24 protein-coding genes are annotated in these 16,931 nt (G+C 45.1%); 1 reads left to right on the forward strand and 23 read right to left on the reverse strand.

Annotation, left to right across the window (positions count from 1 at the left end):
• Nucleotides 1-74 precede the first annotated feature (74 nt).
• The 17 genes from rplF to rpsJ form a co-directional block, all read right to left on the reverse strand.
• A complete protein-coding gene (gene rplF, locus V6668_RS26745; protein WP_017692089.1) occupies nucleotides 75-617 on the reverse strand; it encodes a 50S ribosomal protein L6 in 543 nt (180 codons plus the stop codon).
• Nucleotides 618-647: 30 nt separating this feature from the next.
• Entirely contained in the window at nucleotides 648-1,046 is a 399-nt protein-coding gene (gene rpsH / locus V6668_RS26750; protein ID WP_017692088.1) for a 30S ribosomal protein S8, read from the reverse strand.
• Nucleotides 1,047-1,078: 32 nt separating this feature from the next.
• Nucleotides 1,079-1,264 (reverse strand): type Z 30S ribosomal protein S14, encoded by a 186-nt coding sequence (locus V6668_RS26755; RefSeq protein ID WP_013312154.1) that lies wholly within the window; start codon nucleotides 1,262-1,264, stop codon nucleotides 1,079-1,081.
• 73 nt (nucleotides 1,265-1,337) lie between these two features.
• Nucleotides 1,338-1,880: a 50S ribosomal protein L5 gene (gene rplE / locus V6668_RS26760; protein WP_017692087.1), complete on the reverse strand. Its 543-nt coding sequence runs from the start codon at nucleotides 1,878-1,880 to the stop codon at nucleotides 1,338-1,340.
• Nucleotides 1,881-1,912: 32 nt separating this feature from the next.
• Entirely contained in the window at nucleotides 1,913-2,266 is a 354-nt protein-coding gene (gene rplX, locus V6668_RS26765) for a 50S ribosomal protein L24 (protein WP_017692086.1), read from the reverse strand.
• A gap of 39 nt (nucleotides 2,267-2,305) precedes the next feature.
• A complete protein-coding gene (rplN, locus tag V6668_RS26770; RefSeq protein WP_017692085.1) occupies nucleotides 2,306-2,674 on the reverse strand; it encodes a 50S ribosomal protein L14 in 369 nt (122 codons plus the stop codon).
• Nucleotides 2,675-2,709: 35 nt separating this feature from the next.
• Complete coding sequence (rpsQ, locus tag V6668_RS26775; RefSeq protein ID WP_017692084.1) at nucleotides 2,710-2,976, reverse strand: 30S ribosomal protein S17; 267 nt, start codon at nucleotides 2,974-2,976, stop codon at nucleotides 2,710-2,712.
• 48 nt (nucleotides 2,977-3,024) lie between these two features.
• A complete protein-coding gene (gene rpmC, locus V6668_RS26780) occupies nucleotides 3,025-3,222 on the reverse strand; it encodes a 50S ribosomal protein L29 (protein WP_017692083.1) in 198 nt (65 codons plus the stop codon).
• Nucleotides 3,212-3,646 carry a 50S ribosomal protein L16 gene (gene rplP, locus V6668_RS26785; RefSeq protein ID WP_017692082.1) on the reverse strand — a complete coding sequence of 145 codons (435 nt, stop codon included), beginning with the start codon at nucleotides 3,644-3,646 and terminating at the stop codon, nucleotides 3,212-3,214. The genes rpmC and rplP overlap by 11 nt, the downstream gene beginning before the upstream one ends.
• A gap of 2 nt (nucleotides 3,647-3,648) precedes the next feature.
• Nucleotides 3,649-4,314, reverse strand: coding sequence for a 30S ribosomal protein S3 (rpsC, locus tag V6668_RS26790; RefSeq protein WP_036607182.1), 666 nt, complete (start codon nucleotides 4,312-4,314; stop codon nucleotides 3,649-3,651).
• A gap of 15 nt (nucleotides 4,315-4,329) precedes the next feature.
• Nucleotides 4,330-4,662 carry a 50S ribosomal protein L22 gene (rplV, locus tag V6668_RS26795; protein WP_036607180.1) on the reverse strand — a complete coding sequence of 111 codons (333 nt, stop codon included), beginning with the start codon at nucleotides 4,660-4,662 and terminating at the stop codon, nucleotides 4,330-4,332.
• A 35-nt stretch (nucleotides 4,663-4,697) separates the two neighbouring features.
• Nucleotides 4,698-4,976 carry a 30S ribosomal protein S19 gene (gene rpsS / locus V6668_RS26800; RefSeq protein ID WP_017692079.1) on the reverse strand — a complete coding sequence of 93 codons (279 nt, stop codon included), beginning with the start codon at nucleotides 4,974-4,976 and terminating at the stop codon, nucleotides 4,698-4,700.
• Between the two features lie 71 nt (nucleotides 4,977-5,047).
• A complete protein-coding gene (gene rplB / locus V6668_RS26805) occupies nucleotides 5,048-5,878 on the reverse strand; it encodes a 50S ribosomal protein L2 (RefSeq protein ID WP_017692078.1) in 831 nt (276 codons plus the stop codon).
• Between the two features lie 30 nt (nucleotides 5,879-5,908).
• Nucleotides 5,909-6,199: a 50S ribosomal protein L23 gene (gene rplW / locus V6668_RS26810; protein WP_017692077.1), complete on the reverse strand. Its 291-nt coding sequence runs from the start codon at nucleotides 6,197-6,199 to the stop codon at nucleotides 5,909-5,911.
• Nucleotides 6,199-6,822 (reverse strand): 50S ribosomal protein L4, encoded by a 624-nt coding sequence (rplD, locus tag V6668_RS26815; protein WP_338707125.1) that lies wholly within the window; start codon nucleotides 6,820-6,822, stop codon nucleotides 6,199-6,201. Before rplD ends, rplW begins: the two co-directional genes overlap by 1 nt.
• Before the next feature lie 25 nt (nucleotides 6,823-6,847).
• The gene (rplC, locus tag V6668_RS26820) at nucleotides 6,848-7,471 is read right to left on the reverse strand and encodes a 50S ribosomal protein L3 (RefSeq protein ID WP_017692075.1); all 624 of its coding nucleotides are present in this window, start codon (nucleotides 7,469-7,471) and stop codon (nucleotides 6,848-6,850) included.
• A gap of 46 nt (nucleotides 7,472-7,517) precedes the next feature.
• Complete coding sequence (rpsJ, locus tag V6668_RS26825; protein WP_017692074.1) at nucleotides 7,518-7,826, reverse strand: 30S ribosomal protein S10; 309 nt, start codon at nucleotides 7,824-7,826, stop codon at nucleotides 7,518-7,520.
• Between the two features lie 70 nt (nucleotides 7,827-7,896).
• On the opposite strand from rpsJ, the gene V6668_RS26830 reads away from it, so the two are divergent.
• Entirely contained in the window at nucleotides 7,897-8,103 is a 207-nt protein-coding gene (locus V6668_RS26830) for a hypothetical protein (RefSeq protein ID WP_338707126.1), read from the forward strand.
• A gap of 159 nt (nucleotides 8,104-8,262) precedes the next feature.
• On the opposite strand, the gene tuf is transcribed toward V6668_RS26830, so the two are convergent.
• The 6 genes from tuf to rpoC form a co-directional block, all read right to left on the reverse strand.
• Nucleotides 8,263-9,453, reverse strand: coding sequence for an elongation factor Tu (tuf, locus tag V6668_RS26835; RefSeq protein WP_017692073.1), 1,191 nt, complete (start codon nucleotides 9,451-9,453; stop codon nucleotides 8,263-8,265).
• Nucleotides 9,454-9,548: 95 nt separating this feature from the next.
• Nucleotides 9,549-11,627, reverse strand: coding sequence for an elongation factor G (gene fusA, locus V6668_RS26840; protein WP_036607177.1), 2,079 nt, complete (start codon nucleotides 11,625-11,627; stop codon nucleotides 9,549-9,551).
• Nucleotides 11,628-11,676: 49 nt separating this feature from the next.
• Entirely contained in the window at nucleotides 11,677-12,147 is a 471-nt protein-coding gene (rpsG, locus tag V6668_RS26845; RefSeq protein WP_017692071.1) for a 30S ribosomal protein S7, read from the reverse strand.
• A gap of 87 nt (nucleotides 12,148-12,234) precedes the next feature.
• The gene (gene rpsL, locus V6668_RS26850; RefSeq protein ID WP_338707127.1) at nucleotides 12,235-12,657 is read right to left on the reverse strand and encodes a 30S ribosomal protein S12; all 423 of its coding nucleotides are present in this window, start codon (nucleotides 12,655-12,657) and stop codon (nucleotides 12,235-12,237) included.
• Nucleotides 12,658-12,807: 150 nt separating this feature from the next.
• A complete protein-coding gene (locus V6668_RS26855; protein WP_036607175.1) occupies nucleotides 12,808-13,059 on the reverse strand; it encodes a ribosomal L7Ae/L30e/S12e/Gadd45 family protein in 252 nt (83 codons plus the stop codon).
• A gap of 204 nt (nucleotides 13,060-13,263) precedes the next feature.
• Nucleotides 13,264-16,878: a DNA-directed RNA polymerase subunit beta' gene (rpoC, locus tag V6668_RS26860; RefSeq protein WP_036607173.1), complete on the reverse strand. Its 3,615-nt coding sequence runs from the start codon at nucleotides 16,876-16,878 to the stop codon at nucleotides 13,264-13,266.
• Between the last annotated feature and the right edge of the window lie 53 nt (nucleotides 16,879-16,931).

Genomic DNA, 16,931 nt, shown 5'->3' on the forward strand with positions numbered 1-16,931 from the left:
CAGAAGCCACGGGGTATATTAGAAACACACGAAGCAAGCAAGCCGAAAGCCGCGCAAAGGCGGTAAGAGAAATCTTATTTCTTCTTACCGGCTTTACCTTCCTTACGGATGATACGCTCGCCTTCATACTTAATACCTTTACCTTTGTACGGCTCAGGTTCACGTACGGAACGGATTTTAGCAGCGTAAGCACCTACACGCTCTTTGTCAATTCCGCGAACGATGATTTTTGTATTCGAAGGTACTTCGAATTCGATTCCCGCTTCCGGTGTAATTTCAACCGGGTGAGAGTAACCAACGTTCAGAACGATTTTATCTCCGGATTTGCTTGCACGATATCCGACCCCAACCAATTCCAGAGATTTCGCGAATCCTTCAGTAACGCCGCTCACCATATTGTTTACAACGCTACGCGTTGTGCCGTGCAAAGAACGGTGAGTTTTGTTATCGGAAGGACGCACAACTGTGATTTCGTTATTTTCAACTGTAACCTTCATGTCTTTATGAAGCTCACGAGTCAAAGTTCCTTTAGGTCCTTTTACCGTAATAACGGTGTTGTCCAGGGTGATGTCTACACCACTTGGTACTGTGATTGGTTTGCGACCAATACGAGACATATGTTGCACCTCCTATCTTGTGACGTTATATTACCAAACGTAGCAAACGACTTCTCCGCCGGATTTCGATTGACGAGCTTCTTTGTCCGTCATGATACCTTTAGATGTCGAGATGATCGCGATTCCCAGGCCACCAAGTACACGAGGTACTTCGTTGCTTTTCGTGTAAACACGAAGACCAGGTTTACTGATTCTTTTCAGACCAGTGATAACGCGCTCGTTATTTTGACCGTATTTCAGGAAAACACGGATAATCCCTTGTTTGTTATCATCGATAACTTCAGCGTCACGGATGAAACCTTCACGCTTCAGGATATCGGCGATTTGTTTTTTCATTGTTGAAGCAGGCATTTCTACCGTTTCGTGACGAACAGTGTTCGCGTTACGAATACGAGTAAGCATATCTGCAATTGGATCAGACATAGTCATTGTGAGTTAACCTCCTTCCCGTTCAGGACTTTTTACCAGCTTGCTTTTTTCACGCCAGGGATCTGGCCTTTATAAGCTAATTCACGGAAACAAATTCTGCAAATTTTGAACTTTTGCAGGACCGAATGTGGACGTCCGCAACGCTCACAGCGTGTATATGCACGTACTTTAAACTTAGGTGTACGTTGTTGTTTAACTTTCATCGAAGTTTTTGCCACTTAGCCTGACACCTCCTAAATAATTTCGGAGAAAAGGGAGTCTTTCCAGACACCCGGAAACGTTATGCCAACATTACTTAACGAAAGGCATTCCCATTTGCGTAAGCAATTCACGGGACTCTTCGTCTGTTTTCGCCGTTGTTACAATGACAATATCCATACCGCGGACTTTATCAACTTTATCGTATTCGATCTCCGGGAAGATCAATTGCTCTTTCAGACCCAGTGTATAGTTACCACGTCCATCGAAAGCATTACTCGATACACCGCGGAAGTCGCGGACACGAGGAAGCGTTACGTTGAGCAGCTTATCTAGGAAGAAGTACATACGCTCACCGCGTAATGTAACTTTCGCACCGATAGGCATATTCTCACGCAGTTTGAAACCTGCGATAGATTTTTTAGCACGAGTGATTACAGGTTTTTGACCCGCGATCAGTTGCAAATCGTTTACTGCAGAATCCAACACTTTAGAGTTTTGGACAGCGTCGCCCACACCCATGTTGATAACGATTTTCTCGATTTTCGGCACTTGCATTACCGTTGTATAGTTAAACTTCTGCATCAAAGCAGGAGCGATTTCTTGCAGGTAACGTTCTTTCATTCTTGATGCCATGAATCATAGCCCTCCTTTCTCATTCGGTTCAATTAGTCGATAATTTCTCCGGAACGTTTAGCAACGCGCACTTTCTTACCGTTATCCAAAACTTTGTAACCTACACGGGTTACTTTTCCGCTCTTCGGATCGATGTGCATTACGTTGGAAACGTGAATCGGAGCTTCCTTCTCGATAATGCCGCCTTGCGGATTTTGCTGGTTAGGCTTCTGGTGTTTTTTCACCATGTTAACACCTTCCACAAGGACGCGGTTCTCACGAGGATAAGCAGCGATGACACGGCCTTTTTTACCTTTGTCTTTACCGCTGATCACCATAACCGTATCTTCCTTTTTAACGTGAAGTTTGTTGTTATGGGATTCCAGAACTTTTTTCACTCTTGGCATTTCGTACACCTCCTGTTTCTAACATCACGAGATTAAGCTTTAGATAACTTCTGGAGCCAAGGAAACGATTTTCATGAAGTCTTTATCGCGAAGTTCGCGAGCAACTGGTCCGAAAATACGTGTTCCACGTGGGCTTCTGTCGTCTTTTACAACAACCGCTGCATTTTCATCAAAACCGATGTAGGAACCGTCTTTACGACGTACAGAACGTTTCGTACGAACGACAACCGCTCTAACTACATCACCTTTTTTGACAACGCCGCCTGGTGTTGCTTGTTTAACAGAACAAACGATCAGATCACCGATTTGAGCTGTACGACGTCCCGTACCGCCGAGTACGCGGATACACATCAGTTCCTTCGCACCGGAGTTGTCGGCCACAGTCAAACGTGTAAATGGTTGAATCATTTAGTATTCCTCCTTTCAGCAATGCTGCTGATGCATTAGATGATAACCGCTTTTTCTACGATTTCAGTAAGTCTCCAGCGTTTATCTTTCGAAAGCGGACGAGTCTCCATGATTTTCACCGTGTCACCGATTTTCGCAGTGTTTTCTTCGTCATGCGCTTTGAATTTTTTAGTAACCTTAATGCGTTTATGGTACAAGTTGTGTTTTTTGTAAGTTTCTACAGCAACAACAATCGTTTTGTCCATTTTATCGCTGACCACTTTACCAGTTTGCACTTTACGTGCGTTACGTTCTTCGCTCATTGTTGGCCTCCTTCCTGATTACGGACGGATTGTCCATCCTATCCCTAATTAACCGATTCCCAATTCTCTCTCACGGATAATGGTTTTAGCACGAGCTATTTCTTTCCGCACATCACGGATGCGAGTCGGGTTATCCAGCTGACCGGTAGCTAATTGAAAGCGGAGGTTAAAGAGTTCTTCTTTAAATCCGGCAATCTTTTGCTCGATTTCAGCAGAGGTTAGGTTGCGAAATTCACTAGCTTTCATTTGCTTCACCACCCAATTCTTCACGTTTCACGAACTTCGTTTTGATTGGCAGTTTGTGAGCGGCAAGACGCATTGCTTCGCGTGCAATTTCCTCCGGTACACCAGCAAGTTCAAACATGATCTTACCTGGTTTCACTACTGCAACCCATTTTTCTACGTTACCTTTACCGCTACCCATCCGAACCTCGAGAGGCTTTTGAGTGATTGGTTTGTCTGGGAAAATTTTGATCCAAACTTTACCACCACGTTTGATGTAACGAGTCATCGCAATACGAGCCGCTTCGATTTGACGGTTCGTAATCCAAGCCGGTTCCGTAGCTTGCAGACCGTATTCGCCAAAGTTCAGAGTCGTTCCGCCTTTAGCTTGGCCTTTCATATGTCCACGTTGTTGCTTACGGTGTTTTACGCGTTTTGGTACCAACATGATTAGTTGCCTCCTTCCTTAGCAGCTTGTTTCTTAGCCGTAGGAAGAACCTCTCCACGATAGATCCACACTTTTACGCCGATAAGTCCGTAAGTAGTATGAGCCTCTGCTGTACCGTAGTCAATGTCAGCACGCAGTGTGTGCAGTGGAACAGTTCCTTCGCTGTAGCCTTCAGAACGTGCGATCTCAGCACCGCCAAGACGTCCGCCTACTTGAGTTTTGATACCTTTAGCACCGGAGCGCATAGTTCTTTGAATTGCTTGTTTCAGAGCACGACGGAAAGAAACACGACGTTCCAATTGTTGTGCAATGCTTTCAGCTACAAGAACAGCGTCCAAGTCTTGGTTCTTAATTTCAGAAATGTTGATGTGTACTTTTTTACCGCCAGCAATTTTCGTAATTTGGTTACGAAGATTTTCAACTTCCGAACCACCCTTACCAATAACCATACCTGGTTTAGCAGTGTGAATCGTTACGTTTACGCGGTTAGCCGCTCTCTCAATTTCTACACGAGATAAAGCGGAGTCTTTCAATTTATTTTTCAGGAATTCACGAATTCTCACGTCTTCCATCAAAAGATCACCGAAGTCTTTGCCTGCATACCACTTAGATTCCCAGTCACGGATAATTCCGACACGGAGTCCGACTGGATTTACCTTTTGGCCCACACATTTCCCCTCCTTCTACTTCTCAGATACCACCAAAGTAATGTGGCTAGTACGTTTGTTAATACGACTTGCACGTCCCATTGCACGAGGGCGGAAACGCTTCATTGTCGGTCCTTGGTTCACGTAAGCTTGCGAGATAACCAATTTGTTAACATCCAAAGAATAGTTATGTTCCGCATTCGCAATAGCGGAGTTAAGCAACTTCTCAACTATTGGAGAAGCAGATTTCGGAGTGTGACGGAGAATGGCAACCGCCTCACCTACTTGCTTGCCACGAATCAAGTCAACAACGAGTTGAGCTTTACGAGGAGCAATCCGGATAAACTTAGCATGTGCTTTTGCTTCCATTGTGTAACCTCCTTTCAAACATTAAAGATATTCATTTATCTTCTTGTTTTCTTATCATCAGCAGTATGGCCTTTGTACGTACGGGTTGGAGCGAACTCACCCAGTTTGTGTCCGACCATGTCCTCAGTTACATACACTGGCACGTGTTTACGACCATCGTAAACGCCAAATGTGTGTCCGATGAATTGCGGGAAAATTGTAGAACGACGGGACCAGGTTTTGATCACATTCTTCTTACCTGAAGCTTCCATCTCTTCTACCTTTTTAAGCATGTAGCCATCAATGAATGGCCCTTTTTTCAAACTGCGACCCATGTGGAGATCCTCCCTTCAAACATAGCTATTATGCATCCGCAGATGCCTCACGAAGTTATGCACAGTGTGTATTACTTCGTGCGGCGGCGAATGATGTATTTATCAGAAGCTTTATTTTTCTTACGCGTTTTGTAACCAAGTGTAGGTTTACCCCATGGTGACATTGGCGATTTACGTCCGATTGGAGCACGACCTTCACCACCACCGTGTGGGTGATCGTTAGGGTTCATTACTACACCACGAACCTCAGGACGTTTACCCAACCAACGGCTACGACCGGCTTTACCGATTTTGATGAGCTCGTGGTCTTGGTTACCTACAGATCCGATTGTCGCGCGGCAAACTTTCAAAATACGACGAACTTCTCCGGAAGAGAGACGAACGGAAACGTATTTTTCTTCTTTACCAAGCAATTGAGCTTCTGTACCAGCAGCACGAACCAATTGTCCGCCTTTACCTGGTTTCAACTCAATGTTGTGGATAACGGTACCTACTGGAATGTTTTCGAGTGGCAGTGCGTTACCGATTTTGATGTCTGATTCAGGTCCGGAGAACACTTGATCTCCAACTTTCAAACCTTTAGGAGCGATGATATAACGCTTTTCACCATCAGCATAGTGAATCAGAGCGATGTTGGATGTACGGTTCGGGTCATACTCAATCGTAGCAACGCGGCCCGGTATTCCATCTTTAGTACGTTTGAAGTCAATGATACGGTATTTACGTTTGTGTCCACCACCATGGTGACGAACTGTAATTTTACCTTGGTTGTTGCGGCCTGCTTGTTTGCTCAACGGGGCCAACAACGATTTCTCCGGCTGATTTGTGGTGATTTCCTCAAATGTAGAAACGGACATGTTCCGTCTTGCCGGGGATGTTGGTTTATACTTTTTGATTGGCACTGGGTTTCCCTCCTTACTTCAAAAATTCAATTATACAGTTTCAAAGAACTCAAGCGTTTTGCTGTCTTTTGTCAACGTTACAAACGCTTTTTTCCATTCGCTAGTATATCCGGAATAACGTCCGTACCGTTTCGGCTTAGCTGGAACACGAAGCGTGTTCACGTTTTTCACTTTTACATTGAAAATAGCTTCTACTGCCTTTTTGATCTCGGTTTTGTTTGCACGGATATCGACTTCAAATACATATTTCAAGTCGTTCATCATGTCAGCAGTACGTTCCGTAATAATCGGACGTTTTACAATATCACGAGGATCCTTCATTACGCGAGCACCTCCTCTACCTTCTGAACTGCTTCTTTCGTAATGATCAATTTGTCGTGCGAGAGCACGTCAAGAACATTAATACCGTCAGCAGCTACGAATTTCACGCCTGGAATATTCCGTGCGGAAAGAGCTACATTATCATCATAGCTAGGAGCTACGATCAAAGCTTTACGTCCCACTTTGAGGTTACTCAAGATGGCTGCAAATTCTTTAGTTTTAGGCGTACTCAACGTGAGAGCGTCCAAAACGATAATGTCATTGTCAAGCACTTTGGATGAAAGGGCTGATTTGATCGCCAAGCGGCGAACTTTCTTAGGCAGTTTATACGCATAGCTCCGTGGTGTTGGACCAAATACGATACCGCCGCCTTTCCATTGTGGTGAACGAATTGAACCTTGACGAGCGCGACCTGTACCTTTTTGTTTCCAAGGCTTACGTCCACCGCCACGAACTTCAGAACGTCCTTTTACTTTGTGGGTACCTTGACGAAGGGAAGCGCGTTGCATAAGAACTGCATCGTACAGAACGTGTTGGTTCGGCTCAATTCCGAAAACCGCATCGCTCAATTCAACTTCGCCTACTTGGCTACCATCTACATTGTAAACTGATACTTTTGGCATTTTGTGTTCCTCCTTTCTTCAGTGGTTATTTTTTCACCGTTTCTTTAACTCTAATGAGACTGTTTTTCGGTCCAGGAATGGAACCTTTCACGAGCAACACGTTACGCTCAGCGTCTACTTTAACTACTTCAAGACGTTGAATTGTAATAGTGTCATGTCCCATGTGTCCTGGCAGGCGTTTGCCTTTAGGAACGCGGTTAGCTTGGATCGAACCCATTGAACCAGGGCCACGGTGGTAACGCGAACCGTGTGACATAGGTCCAGTGCTTTGTCCCCAACGTTTGATAACGCCGGCAAAACCTTTACCTTTAGAAATACCCGTTACGTCAACGAATTCGCCTTCAGCGAAAATGTCAGCTTTCAGTTCTTGGCCAACTTCATATTCTGCGATGTTGATACCGCGAACTTCACGAACGTAGCGCTTAGGGGCAGTGTTCGCTTTTTTAGCGTGACCTGCTTCTGGCTTGTTAGCATTTTTCTCTTTCTTATCGGAGTAACCGATTTGAATTGCTTCGTAGCCATCGTTCTCAATGTCTTTCTTTTGCAAAACAACACAAGGGCCTGCTTCGATAACCGTTACTGGAACGACGTTACCTTCAGGAGTAAATACTTGAGTCATTCCGAGTTTTTTTCCTAAGATTGCTTTCATGTTGACACCTCTTTTCCTTTATACATGGTCTTTGTTGTAGCTTATATTACAATTTAATTTCGATATCTACACCGGACGGCAGATCCAAGCGCATCAAGGCATCCACAGTTTGTGGAGTCGGGTTAACGATGTCGATCAAACGTTTATGTGTACGTTGTTCGAATTGTTCCCGAGAATCCTTGTACTTGTGCACCGCACGAAGAATAGTAATGATTTGTTTTTCAGTAGGAAGCGGAATCGGACCGGATACACCAGCACCCGAACGTTTTGCTGTTTCAACAATTTTCTCCGCGGATTGATCAAGAATTCTGTGGTCGTAAGCTTTCAAACGAATACGAATTTTTTGCTTTGCCATTTTAGTCCCTCCTTCTATCGCCCAATTTTTTATCGGACATACTCCGTGAAAATTTTCTAGCCACTCTCCCATGGCAAAGGGGCCGGGTGTGCCAGTAACCTCTCACATCATCGCAACGTCACAGAACAACATTCATTATTATATAGAAAAGATAGGCGTATTGCAAGCATATTTAAGAAAAACATTTAAACTTATCTTTTCTGATGAAATGACTTCGTTTATTGCAGTGTTAATCTTCAATATCCAGGCTGCCTTGCCAATCCTTCTAAATACGTAAATGATGTTCATTTCGTATGACGCAGGTTCCGAACTTTAAACATAATAAAAGAGTTCTCTATCCGATGTCGGATAAAGAACTCTTCCGAAGCTTCGTTACAATACAATGTTACTCGTTCCAGTACACTGTTACATATGCTTTATTCAGCGTTAAGCCAAATTATTTTTGGATAGATGCTACGGAACCGGCACCTACTGTACGTCCGCCTTCACGAATGGAGAATTTAGTTCCTTCTTCAATCGCGATTGGGGAGATCAGGGAAACAGTAACAGTGATGTTATCACCAGGCATTACCATTTCAGTACCTTCAGGCAAGTTGATGATGCCTGTTACGTCAGTTGTACGGAAGTAGAACTGTGGACGGTAACCAGTGAAGAATGGTTTGTGACGTCCGCCCTCTTCTTTAGTCAGAACGTAGATTTGAGCTGTGAATTCTGTGTGTGGCTTAACAGAACCTGGTTTTGCAAGTACTTGACCACGCTCGATTTGAGTACGGTCAACACCACGCAACAATGCACCGATGTTGTCACCCGCTTGAGCGGAATCCAACAATTTACGGAACATCTCAACGCCTGTTACAACGGATTTTTTAGTTTCTTCAGTGATACCAACGATTTCGATCTCTTCGCCGACTTTAACAGTACCACGCTCTACACGGCCAGTAGCAACAGTACCACGACCAGTGATGGAGAATACGTCCTCGACAGGCATCAAGAAAGGCTTGTCAGTTTGACGCTCAGGCAGTGGGATGTAAGTGTCGATCTCTTTGAACATCTCAACGATTTTTTGAGCCCATTCGCCATCTGGGTTTGCCAGAGCTTCACGAGCGGATCCACGAGTGATTGGAGTATCGTCACCTGGGAACTCATATTCGTTAAGAAGGTCGCGAACTTCCATCTCAACCAATTCCAACAACTCTTCGTCTTCAACCATGTCACATTTGTTCAAGAATACAACAATGTAAGGTACGCCTACTTGACGGGAGAGCAAGATGTGCTCACGAGTTTGTGGCATTGGGCCGTCTGCTGCGGATACTACCAAGATAGCTCCATCCATTTGAGCCGCGCCAGTGATCATGTTTTTAACATAGTCGGCGTGACCTGGGCAGTCAACGTGAGCGTAGTGACGAGTGTCAGTTTCGTACTCAACGTGTGATGTGGAGATTGTGATACCGCGTTCGCGCTCTTCTGGAGCTTTGTCGATTTGGTCGAATGCAATTGCAGCACCACCGTAAGTTTTGGACAATACAGTTGTGATTGCAGCAGTCAGAGTTGTTTTACCGTGATCGACGTGACCAATAGTACCGATGTTAACGTGGGGTTTATTACGTTCGTATTTAGCCTTTGCCATTTGAACGTGGCCTCCTTAAAATTATAATTTTATGTTTTCACTGAATGAAGTGCTCCGAATTAAATTCTTATGCACTTGCATCCAGTGTGAGAAAACTACTCGGTGCCTTTTGTTTTGGCAACGATTTCTTCAGCGATGCTCTTAGGAACTTCTTCATAGTGAGAGAGTTCCATGGAGAATACGCCGCGTCCTTGAGTACCGGAACGAAGAGTTGTAGAGTAACCAAACATTTCAGACAGAGGTACCTTAGCACGGATGATTTGAGCTCCACTACGGGAATCCATACCTTCGATGCGGCCACGACGGGAGTTCAACATACCCATTACGTCACCCATGTACTCTTCTGGAACAGTTACTTCTACTTTCATGATAGGCTCAAGCAGAACTGGTTTACACTTGTCTTTAGCCGCTTTAAGCGCCATAGATCCGGCAATTTTAAATGCCATCTCATTGGAATCGACATCATGGTAAGATCCGTCTACGATTGTAGCCTTAACGTCAACAAGCGGGAAGCCTGCAATAACGCCGTTTTTCATTTGCTCTTCAATCCCTGACAGTGCAGGTTGAATGTATTCTCTTGGTACGGAACCACCGACAACCTTACTTTCGAACTGGCTGCCTGTACCCGGCTCGAGAGGTTCAAATTCAACCCATACGTGACCGTATTGACCACGACCACCGGATTGACGTACGAATTTACCTTCAACGCGCGCTGGAGCACGGAATGTTTCACGGTAAGCTACTTGTGGTTTACCCACAGTAGTTTCAACCTTGAACTCACGACGCATACGGTCGATGATGATATCAAGGTGAAGCTCACCCATACCTGCCAAGATCGTTTGGCCTGTTTCTTCGTCAGTATGAGCACGAAGAGTTGGATCCTCTTCAGTCAACTTACCGAGAGCAACACCCAGTTTATCCTGGTCAGCTTTGGTTTTAGGTTCAACAGCGATTTCGATAACCGGATCAGGGAAGTTCATTGACTCCAGGATAACCGGATTTTTCTCATCACATAGTGTATCACCTGTACCTGTATCTTTCAAACCTACGGCAGCTGCAATATCACCGGAGTAAACTACAGTGATTTCTTGACGGCTGTTCGCATGCATTTGAAGGATACGACCGATACGCTCACGTTTGTTTTTAGTGGCATTCAATACATATGATCCGGATTGAAGAACACCAGAGTATACGCGGAAGAATGTCAATTTACCAACGTAAGGGTCAGTCATAATTTTGAATGCCAATGCGGAGAATGGCTCTTCATCGGATGACTTACGAATTGCTTCAGTTCCATCTTCAAGATGTCCCGTGATCGATGCAACATCTGTTGGAGCTGGCAAGTAGTCGATAACAGCATCCAACATCAGTTGAACACCTTTGTTACGATATGAGGATCCACAGATAACCGGGAAGATCTTAACATCTACAACACCTTTACGGAGTACGGTTTTGATCTCATCAATTGTGATCTCTTCGCCTTCCAGGTATTTCATTGTCAAATCTTCATCCAGTTCAGCAACGCGCTCAATCAACTCGTTGCGAAGTTCTTCAACTTGATCTGCAAACTCTGCAGGAATGTCGGTTTCTTCGATATCTTGACCAAGGTCATCTTTGTACATATGAGCTCTTTGTGCAACGATATCGATGATACCTTTGAAATCATTTTCAGCGCCGATTGGAAGTTGAATCGCAACAGCGTTCGCTTGAAGGCGATCACGCATGTCAGATACAACGTTCAGGAAGTCAGCACCGATGATATCCATTTTGTTTACATATGCGATACGAGGTACGCCGTACTTGTCAGCCTGTCTCCATACGGTTTCGGACTGAGGCTCAACGCCTTCTTTCGCACTGAATACACCAACTGCTCCGTCCAATACACGAAGGGAACGTTCAACTTCAACAGTGAAGTCAACGTGTCCCGGGGTATCAATAATATTAACGCGGTGGCCTTTCCAAGCAGCGGTAGTTGCAGCGGAAGTAATCGTAATTCCGCGCTCCTGTTCCTGTTCCATCCAGTCCATTGTCGCAGCGCCTTCGTGTACTTCACCGATTTTGTGCGTACGTCCTGTGTAAAACAGGATCCGCTCAGTTGTCGTGGTTTTACCCGCATCAATATGAGCCATGATCCCGATATTACGTGTATTTTTTAAGGAGAACTCTCTAGCCATGAAATGGGTCTCCCTTCAAAATTGAAGTTTTTTTATTGTGAACTGAATCCTACCAACGGTAGTGAGCAAACGCTTTGTTCGCTTCAGCCATTTTGTGCGTATCTTCACGTTTTTTAACGGAAGCGCCTGTGTTGTTGGAAGCGTCGATGATCTCAGCCGCCAAACGCTCTTCCATTGTTTTCTCACCGCGGTTGCGGGAGTAGTTCACGAGCCAACGTAATCCCAGAGCAGTACGTCTCTCTGGTTTCACCTCGATTGGTACTTGGTAGTTGGCACCGCCGACACGGCGAGCTTTAACTTCCAGGACTGGCATGATGTTCTTGATTGCTGCTTCAAATACTTCCATAGGGTCATTACCCGTACGTTCTTGAATCAACTTGAACGCATTATACAGAATGCTTTGAGCAACACCGCGTTTTCCGCCGATCATGATGCGGTTGATTAAACGAGTAACCAACTTGCTGTTATATAACGGATCAGGCAGAACGTCTCTTTTCGTAACTGGACCTTTGCGTGGCATGGATATCCCCCTTTCTTTCTTGTTCAGCAGATCCTGTACCTTCCAGACTTAGACCAGAAGGCTTTCAGGCTATCTGCCTATAATAGTTTAGGCTTTTTTAGCTTTTGGACGCTTAGCGCCGTATTTCGAACGAGCTTGCATACGGTTGTTTACACCAGCAGTATCGAGAGCTCCACGAACGATGTGATAACGAACTCCTGCAAGGTCTTTAACTTTACCTCCGCGGATCAATACCACACTGTGCTCTTGAAGGTTATGTCCGATTCCCGGGATATAAGCAGTAACCTCGAGACGGTTCGTCAAACGAACACGGGCATACTTACGAAGTGCAGAGTTTGGTTTACGTGGAGTCATTGTACCTACACGAGTGCAGACACCACGTTTTTGTGGGGCACTGATCTTAGTAGATTCACGTTTCAAAGCGTTGAATCCTTTTTGCAAAGCTGGAGATTTTGACTTCTCAACTTTTGCTTGACGTCCTTTACGAACCAGTTGGTTAATAGTTGGCATGTGATTGCCACCCCCTTCCTCAAATATTCATGTTTCTTTATAAACCTCTTTGCACTAAGTCCACAGACCCAGGCGGTTCATAAAAAGACAAATGAAAAGTTTTTGCCTTGGAGAATCCTTAAAAGTTCTCGGACAAAAACGTTCCTTACCCTATGATTTTACGACAGCAGCCATAGCTGCTCCTACTCCAATCCCGCAAGCCTTGCCGAGATTTTTCATTGTATCCACTTTCGTGCATTTTACATTGTGTTGTTCACACAAAGCAATGATTTTGGAAGTAAGCTGCGGATCACTATCTTCTGCGACATAGACTTCAGAAGCCATACCTGTCTGCACCATCCGCATGGTCTGTTTGGTACCTATTTTGACATGAGCATCTTGCAAGGCTTTTTCATTAGACATTGTGTATTCCTCCGAATAGAACCATGTACAATCAGCTGCCCACGCACCTTTGATATATTAGCATCTAGCGCAAGCATTGTCAATGCTAATCCTAAAACATTTTTTAAAAGTTTACGTACATCAGGATTCGTCCGCCTGTATCATACAAACGTCCGTCTCCTGACGCACAAAACTTTCACTCTCCTCTAATGAGGAGAAATATATTTAATCAACCGAAACTGGCTCAAGTTCTTCTACTGAAGATTGGCCATCTTCTGGCTCAGCAAATTTGATGCTGCGGTAACGGTGCATACCTGTACCGGCAGGAATCAATTTACCGATGATTACATTTTCCTTCAGACCGAGCAACTGATCGACTTTACCTTTGATCGCTGCATCTGTCAATACACGTGTAGTTTCTTGGAACGAAGCCGCCGAGAGGAAGGAGTCTGTTTCCAGGGATGCTTTCGTAATACCGAGCAGGATTGGTTTAGCAACCGCCGGCTCTTTATCACTAAGAATCGCAATTTTGTTAGCTCTTTCGTACTCATGCATATCCACGAACGATCCTGGCAACAGCGTTGTATCTCCTGCATCTACGATACGGATTTTACGCAGCATTTGACGGATCATAACTTCAACGTGCTTATCGTTAATTTCTACGCCTTGGTTACGATATACGCGTTGTACTTCCTGCAGAATGTAGTTTTGTACACCACGTATGCCTTTAATCCGTAACATCTCTTTTGGATCAATGGAACCGTCTGTCAACTCGTCACCCGCTTCAACTTCCGCGCCTTCGCTTACGCGCACACGGGAACCGTAGGTAACGGCGTATACTTTGGATTCCGCTTCACCTTGAATTTCGATTTCACGACGATCTTTCGCTTCGCGAATCTCTTTAACCACACCATCGATTTCACTGATCGTTGCTTGACCCTTAGGATTACGAGCTTCGAACAACTCCTGGATACGTGGCAAACCTTGCGTAATATCGTCTCCGGCTACACCACCAGTATGGAACGTACGCATTGTAAGCTGTGTTCCTGGCTCACCAATGGACTGTGCTGCGATAATACCAACTGCTTCACCAATCTCCACGTGTTTACCAGTCGCGAGGTTGCGACCATAACACTTCTTGCAGACACCATGACTTGCACGGCAACTGAGGACGGAGCGGATTTGCAATTTAGTAATACCTGCTTTGATAATCGCTTCTGCTTTATCGGAGTCAATCAATTCATTGCGACCTACAATGATTTCTTTCGTTTCCGGATGACGAAGAGTCTCGAAGCAGTATCTGCCTTCAATACGGTCGTAGAGGTCTTCGATAACCTCTTTACCATCCTGGATACGACTTACCGTAAAGCCTTTATCTGTACCACAATCATCATCACGCACGATTACGTCTTGGGCTACGTCTACGAGACGACGAGTCAGGTAACCTGAATCGGCTGTACGCAGGGCTGTATCCGCCAAACCTTTACGCGCTCCGTGAGTGGAGATAAAGTACTCGAGTACCGTCAGACCTTCACGGAAGTTCGATTTGATTGGGAGTTCGATAATTCGACCGGATGGGTTGGCCATCAGACCACGCATACCGCCCAATTGGGTGATTTGCGATTTGTTACCCCGTGCTTTGGAGTCTACCATCATCATGATCGAGTTGTAACGATCCATAGACTTCATCAGAATCTCAGTGATGTCATCTTTGGATTTTGACCAGATATCAATGATACGGTCATAGCGCTCCTCATTCGTAATCAGACCACGACGGTACTGATTCGTAACGATTTGTGCTTTTTCCTCAGATTGTCTAAGAATTTCAAACTTCTCAGGTGGAACGATAACATCAGATACCGCAACCGTAATACCGGCACGTGTAGAGTATGTGAAACCAAGTTGTTTGATTTTATCCAAAATAACGGCTGTTTCCGTTGTGTGATAAATTTCAAAACAACGTGCAATGATGGAGCCGAGGTATTCTTTACCGACACCGCCAGCCAGAGGAGCATTCATAATAGCTTCTCTGAGATCAGCACCTTTTTCATATACAAATGAGTGATCTGCAGTACCTTGGTACAGGTTAGCACGAGTCGCGTCATTGATATACGGGAAGCTTGCCGGGAAAATTTCATTGAAGATAATTTTACCGACAGTTGTCAGCAACATTCCTTCTTGTTGTTCTTCCGTGAAGCTTGTTTTACCAAGCGCCTTAACAGGAATAGCTACACGCGCATGCAGACCAGCAGTACCACGTTGATATGCCGATACAGCTTCGTTAACTGTACGCAAGATCATACCTGTGCCCTTTTCTTCCTTGTTATCCATAGTGAGGTAGTAAGAACCGAGCACCATATCCTGGGAAGGAGTAACAACCGGTTTACCGTCTTTCGGGTTCAAAATGTTACCAGATGCAAGCATCAGGATACGTGCTTCCGCTTGAGCTTCAGCGGACAACGGAACGTGCACGGCCATTTGGTCACCGTCAAAGTCGGCATTGTATGCCGTACATACGAGCGGGTGAAGACGAATTGCTTTACCTTCAACGAGAATCGGTTCAAATGCTTGAATACCGAGTCTGTGAAGCGTAGGGGCACGGTTCAACAGAACCGGATGCTCCTTGATTACTTCTTCAAGAACATCCCATACTTCAGGACTTACACGCTCAACTTTACGTTTCGCGCTCTTGATGTTGTGGGCAAGCCCTTTATTTACAAGCTCTTTCATAACAAAAGGCTTGAACAATTCAAGTGCCATATCTTTTGGCAGACCACACTGATACATTTTCAGGTAAGGTCCAACAACGATAACGGAACGACCAGAATAGTCAACCCGTTTACCGAGCAAGTTTTGACGGAAACGTCCTTGTTTACCTTTCAGCATGTGGCTGAGAGATTTCAATGGACGGTTACCAGGACCCGTTACCGGGCGGCCACGACGACCATTATCGATCAATGCGTCAACAGCTTCCTGCAACATCCGTTTTTCATTTTGCACGATAATATCTGGCGCGCCCAGATCAAGCAGACGTTTCAGACGGTTGTTCCGGTTGATTACACGGCGGTACAAGTCATTCAGGTCAGACGTTGCAAAACGTCCACCATCCAACTGTACCATTGGACGAAGTTCCGGCGGGATAACAGGAAGTACATCCATGATCATCCACTCTGGCTTGTTGCCGGAGTTGCGGAATGCTTCGATAACTTCCAGACGTTTGATTGCACGATTACGACGTTGTCCTTGCGCAGTCCGGAGCTCTTCTTTCAGGAACTCAAGCTCTTTGTCTATGTCAAGGTCTTGAAGCAATTTTTTAACCGCTTCTGCGCCCATGCCAGCATGGAAACCATAACCGTATTTTTCACGGTAGCTGCGGTATTCTTTCTCGGACAACAGTTGTTTTTTCTCCAGTGGAGTTTCTCCTGGATCAGTTACAACATATGATGCAAAATAAATAATCTCTTCAAGAGATCTTGGAGACATATCCAGAGCAAGACCCATACGGCTCGGAATACCTTTGAAGTACCAGATGTGCGATACCGGAGCAGCGAGCTCAATGTGGCCCATCCGTTCGCGGCGTACTTTCGCACGTGTTACTTCAACGCCACAACGATCACAGACAACGCCTTTATAACGGACGCGTTTGTATTTACCGCAATGACATTCCCAGTCTTTTGTAGGGCCAAAAATCTTTTCGCAGAACAGCCCTTCTTTTTCCGGTTTCAACGTACGATAGTTGATCGTTTCCGGTTTTTTCACTTCTCCGCGGGACCAAGAACGAATTTTCTCTGGGGAAGCAAGCCCGATCTTCATGTATTCGAAATTGTTGACGTCCAACAAGGAGCAACCCTCCTTAACCAATTCCTGTAATCTAGGTTACGCCCACTCCGGCC

This window comes from Paenibacillus amylolyticus (assembly GCF_036894225.1).
Classification (GTDB): domain Bacteria; phylum Bacillota; class Bacilli; order Paenibacillales; family Paenibacillaceae; genus Paenibacillus; species Paenibacillus amylolyticus.